The 6,576-nt window shown below is 60.7% G+C and carries 7 protein-coding genes; all 7 read right to left on the bottom strand.

The window, feature by feature from the left end; all coding sequences use genetic code 11:
* Positions 1-754: 754 nt before the first annotated feature.
* Positions 755-1,693 carry a pepsin/retropepsin-like aspartic protease family protein gene (locus tag JCM9942_RS09175; RefSeq protein ID WP_083468481.1) on the bottom strand — a complete coding sequence of 313 codons (939 nt, stop codon included), beginning with the start codon at positions 1,691-1,693 and terminating at the stop codon, positions 755-757.
* 269 nt (positions 1,694-1,962) lie between these two features.
* Positions 1,963-2,982, bottom strand: coding sequence for a hypothetical protein (locus tag JCM9942_RS09170; protein ID WP_157722844.1), 1,020 nt, complete (start codon positions 2,980-2,982; stop codon positions 1,963-1,965).
* 578 nt (positions 2,983-3,560) lie between these two features.
* Positions 3,561-3,785, bottom strand: coding sequence for a hypothetical protein (locus JCM9942_RS18985; protein ID WP_157722842.1), 225 nt, complete (start codon positions 3,783-3,785; stop codon positions 3,561-3,563).
* 254 nt (positions 3,786-4,039) lie between these two features.
* Positions 4,040-4,471 (bottom strand): PH domain-containing protein, encoded by a 432-nt coding sequence (locus JCM9942_RS09165; RefSeq protein WP_083468480.1) that lies wholly within the window; start codon positions 4,469-4,471, stop codon positions 4,040-4,042.
* A 210-nt stretch (positions 4,472-4,681) separates the two neighbouring features.
* Positions 4,682-5,179 (bottom strand): hypothetical protein, encoded by a 498-nt coding sequence (locus JCM9942_RS09160; RefSeq protein WP_054659179.1) that lies wholly within the window; start codon positions 5,177-5,179, stop codon positions 4,682-4,684.
* An 84-nt stretch (positions 5,180-5,263) separates the two neighbouring features.
* Positions 5,264-5,524 carry a hypothetical protein gene (locus JCM9942_RS09155; RefSeq protein WP_157722841.1) on the bottom strand — a complete coding sequence of 87 codons (261 nt, stop codon included), beginning with the start codon at positions 5,522-5,524 and terminating at the stop codon, positions 5,264-5,266.
* A 659-nt stretch (positions 5,525-6,183) separates the two neighbouring features.
* On the bottom strand, positions 6,184-6,576 hold a 393-nt coding region (locus tag JCM9942_RS09150), incomplete at its 5' end, for a hypothetical protein (protein WP_218185475.1).

Here is a 6,576-nt window from a genome sequence, read left to right as displayed (position 1 = left end):
CGGCCGGATCGGGGGTGGGGCGGCGGTCTTCGGGGGAGGTGTTGCTCATGGGATCTCCTGGGAGGGGGGCTGGGACGCCGGTGGAGGTTGCAGGGCGTTGGGAAGACCGACTCTATGGGAGCGGGGAGAAGGCGAGGGTGAGGACCGGCGGGGGCGGTGCCGCGCCAGCTGTGGGCGTGGTGGGAGCCTTGGCGCGCCGGCAAAAAAGCCTGACTCTTCGAGCAAACCGCCCCGTCGTCCGGTTAAACAGCCCGGGGTTCCGGGCTGAGGTGCTCGGCGGCCCGAGCAAAAATCTCAGACCACCGGGCAGATTGCTCCGCCTTTCCGAGCAGAAAACCTGGCGTTCCGGGAAAATTGCCCGGCGTTCCGGGCTCAGTTACCCGGCGCTCCGGGCAAAAAGCTCCGTCCATCGGGCAGATTGCTCCGCCTTTCCGAGCAGAAAGCTCGACGCTCCGGGCAAGTTGCCCGGTGTTCCGGGCTCAGATACTTGGCGCTCCAAGCGAAAAGCTCCGTGCGCCGAGCAGAAAGCTCGATGCTCCGGGCAAATAGCCCGGCGTTCCGAGCTCAGTTACTCGGCGCTCCGGGCAAAAAGCTCCGTCCACCGGGCAGATTGCTCCGTCGTCCGAGCAGAAAGCTCGACGCTCCTGGCAAATTGCCCGGCGGTCCGAGTAGTACGCTCGGCAAGCCTGGTCGGCCCGATCAGCGCCGTTCTGGCGCTGATACGGATGGACAGTGGACCCCGAGCGCGCCGTGGCTATTGGCAAAGGGCGATGGCGCGGGAGCGCTGGTCGATCATCACCGTCATCTGCTGCAGCACATGGGCACCCACCAGCAGTTCGGGATAACGCCCGGAGACACGGACCTCGACGTTGGCGAGCGTCACGTCGCCCAGGCGGAACGGGCCAGGCAGCTGCGCGCGCCCGGTTTCTAGGGTTGTGTTGGACAGCGTGCCGGTGCCGGCGCGTTGCAGCGGGGTGTCGGCCAGCTGGGCATACAGCGATTGCGGCAGCACGAAGCTCACGTTCGCGCCGGTATCCAGATTGCCGCTGGTTGCCACCCCGCCGATGGTCACCGGGATGCGGAAAGCGCGCTCGTAGCCGATCGCGCCCGGCTGCTCCTGAGCCAGCGCCAACGTCCGCGAGAAGTACAGGGTCTTTTCCGGATAATCGATGACCAGCAGCCCGTCGCTGAAGAACTCCCGGCCGAGGATGCCGGAGAACGTCTCGGTCGCCGGCTTGTTGCCGCTGTAATCGCGGGTGATGACCTCAAGATCGCGGTGGACGAGGCCGCCCAGTGCCAACGAATCCAGCCGTGTCACATCCGCCTGGGCACGGGTTACGCCATCGGAATTGTCCGCCTGCCCGTGAACCGTCAATCCCAGTGCCGAGACCAGACTGGTGTCCGCACGGCCCATGCCGCTGGCGCCGGTATCCACGGCAAACCGGAACGGCCCGCGGCCGTTGACGCCCACCGGAACGTAGATGCGGCCATCGATCACCTCGAACGGCACGCGCAGCTGCCAATCCGCCTCCGGCCTATCGGCCAGCGTGCAGGCGTCGGCAGCCAGCGCAGGGGCACCGGCGGACAGTGCCGCGCACAGCAAGGTTGCTGTCCCGATGGCGTGCCGGCCCCAACGCTTGCGTATCGATGCCGGCGATGACGCCAGCGACAGGGTCGGGAAGTGCCGCTTCATGGAGACATCCGTTGTGAGCAGAGGTGGGGCAACCTGTCACGGTGGTGGCCCCCTCGCCACCGGCATGCGACCGAGGGGCACAGCAACCGCCCAAGTGGGGAATACCGCGATGAAGCTTCTGAAGCGGCTACCACAGAGGGGCTGTCTGCGCACCGGCCGACACCGGGGACACGGGCATCGACCGGACATCCTGACGGGCAGGGAGGGGGCGGCTGTGGCGAATGTGCCGCGCTCGGGCGAAGCGGGCATCCGCCCCTGCCTGGGAGGGACTACAGCCCCAATACCTCGGCAGCGAATGCCTGCGCCGAAAAAGTATTTCCGGGTGGACCGCAATAGCGGCCCGATTGCGTATCCAGCACGTAGCTGGCACTGGCAAGCAATGAACCGTCGCCTCGATCCTTGATCTCAATGGTTTCACCTTGCAGTCCGAGCGGCCAGGGGAAATCGCGTGCCCGGGTCAGCACCGCATACCTGCCTTGTGGCTGCGGCACTGTGATGCCGTCCATGTTGTCCGGTGTGAACTGAAAGTAGCCTTGCTGTCCTTCGGGAGCGGTCGTCACCACAAAATCGAGCTTCCCACTACGCAGGAGGCCATTGCGCATGATTGCGCCATACGTTCGATATTTGAGTTTGGATGCCCGCGAACCTCGTGGTGCGATCGTCCAACTCCAATCCGGTGCCAGGAACACACTGCGCACGTCCTTTGCACGCCGCACAACCTGCATGCCTGCAGTGACGCAGCTGGCATCAAACACGCGATCCCGTTCCTTCGCGTGCGCCTGCAGTCCGCCAGATCCGGAAGCACCATAGATTCCATACATCATGGCAACCATTCCTCCGGCTGACAGGGCCGCCAGCAGGACTAGGCTTTCACGCCCAAGGCGGAGGCGGGCAAACTGTCCGGCCGCAAGCAGTGCCATCGACATCACCCACAGTGCATATCCCCAACCATAGGCGCTGACCGGCGACTGTGAAGATATTTCGTGCACGCGCACATGCCTATACAGCGGGAACGAAAGCGCCAATGCCAGCGCCACGACAGCCAGGATTGCCGAGGCCCGCGGTTTCTTTTGTGCCAGGAATGCCGCGATCAGAAATGCGGGATTGGCGAACCAGCCGAAATTCAATTCAAGTGCCGCTGCCCATCCCATAAGCAGCAGACCAAGGGACGACTGCGGCTCGAAATTCCCACCGACATAGATGGCCGGAAAGAAGAAGCAGGCCAGGTAACTGGCGACAGCCACAAATACATGGACGTTGAGCGTCACCGATCTCGGGTTCATGTTCATCCTGAAAGTCCAATCTGAAGGCCATAGGTGGACGCCAAACTTTCTGGAACGTTTTTTTTCAGCTGTCCGGTTTTCAACCACGAACCAGATCCAGCGGCTGCGACCGGCTTTCCGGTCATCACGGTGGACTGCACGGAGAAAGCTGGTGGCGACGTATGGACCGCTCCAGAAGCCACCGCTGGATGGCGCACAGGCCCGGAAGCGCCGGTTCCGAACTTCACCGGAACCGCAAAAAAAACCTCAACGGAGTAGCTCGGAGCTTATCCGGCGGATGGGAGCCGCCCGTCGCAGATGCTGGCGCGGCGGACCCAAACGCCAGCAGGCGGGGCATCTTCCATATCCTGCATCGCCTCGACGCAAACCGCTCTAGCGACGGCTGTCTTCGTAAACTGCAGCAACCTGCGCGAAGCTGGGGTTGGACATTCCCATGCCGTTGATAAATACGGCTGGCGCGCCCTGTTTGAAAACCTCGACGGTGCGATCCACCGCCGCACGCTGCTCCGCATCGGGATTTGCAAGCTCGAAGGAAATCGAGCTGCCCCTTTTGACGGGAATACCATGATCTTTCAGTGCCTGGATCAGGCTTCGGCCTTTTGCGCCTGCTCCGAAGGACAGTTGGGTGGCGCCAGAACCAATACGGTATTACGTGGTGTGCCGCCGGGCATTTCCACCGGAATGAATCCATTGCTGCTGACCCCGCTGTCTGCGGTGATCGTGGGAAGGGCGGAGGGGGCACGCTTGCTCCACCAGTTAAATCCGCCTGCCAGTCCCAGGGCGAGTAGAAGCATCATCCACAAACGCATGAGTCGTCTCCTTATGTGCTGTAAGTCGAATCGATGTCTGGGGCGCGTCGCCGCCGTGGCATCGGCGGTACGGTCCCTGGCACCTGCCAATCGGAATGAGCAAGCCCGCCAGGCGGGTGCGGCTTGAGCGAATGGCCGGGCCGTTGATCAGCCGAGTAGCCCGGGTAAGGTCATCGGCCGCACCCGGGGAGACGCCTCAATGCAGGCATTGAATAAGTCCCGGGTGCGCATTGCCTACCCGGGCGACTTGCTGGTTACGGCAACGGCGGTGGGTTGCCGGGCGCCGCCTGAGCCATGCTGGTGGCCGGTGCGACTGTGCCGCCCAGAACCGCCTGGGCGATCAGGTTGTCCAGACGGCGGACGTCCAGTCCCTTGTTGAGGTTGACCTTGATATGGCCGGCTTTGGTCCAGAGTTCGATCTCGGAGTTGAAATTGAACAGGCCGTGGCCGTTCTCCGACGACCACATATAGATCGAAGAGTACGGCAGCGAATAGATCTCCACCTTTTTGCCGGTGATGCCCTGCGCGTCGCGCACGATCAACCGCTTGTTGGTGAACACCGCTGAATCGCGGAAAGTCTTGTAGGCCGCTACGGCGGTCTCGCCGGGCACGAGGATATCGTTCACGTCCTGCGGAATCGGGCATTCCGATACCAGCGTCCATGCCAGAATTGCATTGGTTTCCATGTTGAAGCCGTCCCCGTAGTTGCGAGTTGTTGTGCGGTGGAGGCGGAATTGTAGGCGGCGCGCAGGTCAGGGCAATAGGTTTGAACTAATTGCTTTTGTAAAGGTGGATCTGGCACCGTACTTCGGCCCGGGTAAGGCCATCGGCCGCACCTGGGGAAACACCGCAATGCAGGCATTGACTGAGCCCCGGGTGCGCGTTGCTTACCCGGGCTACTCGCTGAGCGTGGACTCTAGCTGGTACTCCGAAGGATAGTCAGCAGGCAATGCATGGCCGAGCAAATACTGCTGGACGGGCCATACGCCGTACGGGTTTGGCGCACGCCCGGGCTCCCCGGCTTTGAAGTCGTCTGTTACGTCCAGAATTGACTGATCCCCAGGCAACAGCCTCAAAACGTCCGGGTCGCTTTCGAGCACTGCAAGGTAATAGCGCCCCACGACTAGCTTTATCCCGCAACAGCTGCCCTCTAGAGCTACTTTGGCCGTCGCTGGAGCAGCGCCCTTCAGTACACGGACGATGTTGATGTTGCCCTTGAGATTCGAAGGCCAAGGATAGGAATCTGCTAGTTCGAGCGATGTGAGACGGAAAACGAAGATGTGTTCCGCCCTAGCGAGATTTTCTTGAAACGAAGGCACGATCGGGTCAGAGCACGCAGATGCAGCCGGTGAGAGCAACAAGAGGACGGTTATAGCCAGGGCAGCAGCTTTCATAGGGCACCTAACACCTGAGTTAAGCCGCGCCGCGAAGCGGCGTCGGCTTGAATGAACTGTTAGGCCTGACTCCCGCCACGGCAATCAAAGCTCGATCCGCAAGTAGGCCCAGTGATTCTGAAGAAGTGGAACGAGCCTTTCCTTGAGAAGGTCAAGCGTCGCGTCTGTCGTTACAACAATCGCGTGCGAGCCATCACGACTGACTTCTGTGACGCCTTCTAGCCACTCGGCATCTTGAGCGAGTGCATTGAGGTGCATCTCAAACTCATGCTCTTCCGGCATGAAAGGACAATGCCTGTCGAGGTCCTCGCGGGTAATCTCCCTAAACACTACGCGATGCTGCATGCTTCCCCCTGTCAGGCCTAACGCCAGAATTAAGCCGCGTTGCGAAGCAACGTCGGCTTGGATGACTTGTTAGGCAGTGAGTGGCCAGAACGGTTTGATGCCGCAACCGTGCTCCCCAGCACTGCCGCCTTTTGCTGAGCTTGCCACAGACTGCGGGACGGGGCTTGCCCGGTGAGCCTTGAAGCGCGGTGCGACCGAAGCCGTGGCCAGGTGGTACCGGGAAACTGCCGAAGCCGAAACCACCTGAAGGTTTTGTTCCACCACGCCTAACGCCAGAATTAAGCCGAGTTGCGAAGCAACGTCGGCTTGAATGACTTGTTAGGTGGGATTGGCCTAGATGTTTAGCCACTGACCAAAACCACCCGCCTGAACTGCACGACGAAGGCTGATAGTGCCACAGCTTGCGGAACCGGGGCTTGCCACTGAAGCCATGCTGCGTGGAGCCGCCGAAGCCAGCTGCAATGATTGTGCAGCAGAAATAAAGCCTGGGCCGAAGCCGTGAACTTGCCAATGCGGAAAACATTGAAGAGCGGTGCCCGGAGCCAACTGGCAAACAGCTAATGAATTAGCCGAAGCAGAAACCATCACCAATTTTTACCAATGCCACCTAACGCCTGAATTAAGCCGCGCCGCAAAGCGGCGTCGGCTTGAATGAATTGTTAGTCGACACTCTCATTTTTCCGCTTCCCGCGTGCAACGAATACAAGAATTCCGAGAACACTGATGAAGCCCTCGACGAGGAATGCAGCCGGAACTTCAAAGTGACCCTCGCCGCCCCAGGATGGCCGCGAAACGCCAGGAAAAGACCCAAATAGGACAGAAGAAAAGAGGAAAGCGGTGAGCGTAAAGACTGCGGATCTGATCTGACCATCATTCAGTAGGCGTGTGCGCAGGAACCATAGCCAGATCAGCTGTGGTGCTCCGAAGATTGCGGTGAACATGATTGCCCCCGGAATGAACTCGTTCTCCGACATGACAGCGAAGAACTTGAAGCTGGCGACGCAGATGAATGCTAACGCAAGCAAGATGGGCTTCATTGAATCTCCACGTGT

It is taken from the genome of Stenotrophomonas pictorum JCM 9942 (assembly GCF_001310775.1).
GTDB lineage: Bacteria > Pseudomonadota > Gammaproteobacteria > Xanthomonadales > Xanthomonadaceae > Stenotrophomonas > Stenotrophomonas pictorum.
This window is presented reverse-complemented; position numbering and strand designations above follow the sequence as displayed.

What these genes read in the sequence shown, in the direction of transcription:
- JCM9942_RS09175 (WP_083468481.1), bottom strand. Translation starts at nt 1,693, where the DNA reads ATGAAGCGGCACTTCCCGACCCTGTCGCTGGCGTCATCGCCGGCATCG.
- JCM9942_RS09170 (WP_157722844.1), bottom strand. Translation starts at nt 2,982, where the DNA reads ATGAACATGAACCCGAGATCGGTGACGCTCAACGTCCATGTATTTGTG.
- JCM9942_RS09160 (WP_054659179.1), bottom strand. Translation starts at nt 5,179, where the DNA reads ATGAAAGCTGCTGCCCTGGCTATAACCGTCCTCTTGTTGCTCTCACCG.
- JCM9942_RS09165 (WP_083468480.1), bottom strand. Translation starts at nt 4,471, where the DNA reads ATGGAAACCAATGCAATTCTGGCATGGACGCTGGTATCGGAATGCCCG.
- JCM9942_RS18985 (WP_157722842.1), bottom strand. Translation starts at nt 3,785, where the DNA reads ATGCGTTTGTGGATGATGCTTCTACTCGCCCTGGGACTGGCAGGCGGA.
- JCM9942_RS09155 (WP_157722841.1), bottom strand. Translation starts at nt 5,524, where the DNA reads ATGCAGCATCGCGTAGTGTTTAGGGAGATTACCCGCGAGGACCTCGAC.